1 protein-coding gene is annotated in these 1,660 nt (G+C 74.0%); it reads right to left on the bottom strand.

Features of this window, described 5'->3' with window-relative positions:
• Positions 1-1,660, bottom strand: a 1,660-nt coding sequence (locus ABEB00_RS23150; RefSeq protein ID WP_345621996.1) for a polyketide synthase dehydratase domain-containing protein, incomplete at both ends; no start/stop codon positions are given.

Here is a 1,660-nt window from a genome sequence, read left to right as displayed (position 1 = left end):
CGTAACCAGCACAGAACCCGCCGGACCAAACCCCTCACCCACACCCCCACCAAGACCCGCACCGGCAGACCCACCCGCACGAGCAAGCCTCGGCACAAACAACCGACCACCACGAACCGCCACCTGCGGCTCACCACACGCCAACACCGGAGCAAGCAACGACTCCACGTCCACACCGACCTGCGCGTCCGTGTCCAGCAGGACGATCCGGTCCGGGTTCTCCGCCTGAGCGACCCGGACCAGGCCCCATACGGCCGCGGCGGCCGGATCGGTCACGGCCGCGTCGCCCCCGGCGGGCACGGCACCCCGGGTGACGACGACCAGCCGGGCCCCTTCCAGGCCAGGGTTGGCCAGCCACGCCTGGGTGGTTGCCAGCACGCGGCCCGTCAGGGCCAGTGCCGCCGCGTCGTCCGCGGACTCGGTACGGCCGGCTTCCAGTACGACGACCGGGGGCACGCCTGAGCCGTCGGTCAGCGCGGCCACATGTGCGGGTTCGAAAATCGGCACCCATGCGGGCGGGAGGTCCATGCCCGGCTCCGTGGTCCCGGGCAGTTGCGTCCACTCGACGCGGAACAGCGAGTCCCGGCCGTCGTCGGCCGCAGCGCCGAGCTGGTCGGCGGAGACGCTCCGGGAGACCAGCGACCGCAGGGTGAGCACCGGCGCCCCCGTCTCGTCCGCCGCCTCCAGGGACAGGGCGTCGGGCGCGGAACGGGTCAGGCGCACGCGCAGCGCCGAGGCACCGGTGGCGTGCAGGCGCAGTCCGTTCCAGCCGAACGGGAGGTGGACGCCGTTTCCGTCGTCGGTACGGTTCTCGCCCTCGGGGTCGGCGAGCGCCACATCGAGCATCGCGGGGTGCAGCGCGGCGTCGAGCAGGGCCGGGTGGATGCCGAACCGGGCGGCGCCGGCCCGCTGGTCCTCGGGCAGTGCGACCTCGGCGAAGAGATCGTCACCGCGCCGCCACAGCGCCCGTACGCCCTGGAAGACCGGCCCGTAGCCGTACCCGGCCGCGGCCAGCAACTCGTAGCCGCCGGAGACGTTCACCTGTCGAGCGCCGGTGGGCGGCCAGACGGCGAGGTCGGCGGCGGGCTGGACCGGGTCGGCCGACACCAGCGCGGTCAGGGTGCCGGTGGCGTGCCGGGTCCAGGCGTCGATGCCGACGTCGCCGGTGGTGTCCTCGGGCGCCGAGTACACGGCGACGGCCCTGGAGCCCGTCTCCTCCGGCCCGCCGACGGTGATCTGGACGCGCACCCCGCCCTGCTCGGGCAGGACCAGCGGGGCCTCGATGACCAGTTCCTCAAGAAGTCCGCAGCCCACTTCGTCACCGGCCCGCACGGCCAGCTCGACCAGTCCGGTGCCGGGCACGAGCACTGCCCCGCCGACCGCGTGGTCGGCCAGCCAGGGGTGCGTGCGCAGGGAGAGCCGGGAGGTGCACAGTACGCCGCCGCTCTCGGGTACTTCGACCACCGCGCCGAGCAGGGGGTGGTCGGCGCGGGCCTGCCCGAGGGAGGCCGCGTCCGCCGCGGCGGCGGGTTGCAGCCAGTAGTGGCGGTGGTCGAAGGCGTACGTCGGCAGATCCACTCGCGCCAGTTCGGCACCGGCGGGCAGGACACCCGTCCAGTCGACGGCCACACCCCGGACGAACACCTCGGCCATCGACGTC

It is taken from the genome of Streptomyces ziwulingensis (assembly GCF_039542605.1).
Taxonomy (GTDB): Bacteria; Actinomycetota; Actinomycetes; order Streptomycetales; family Streptomycetaceae; genus Streptomyces; species Streptomyces ziwulingensis.
This window is presented reverse-complemented; position numbering and strand designations above follow the sequence as displayed.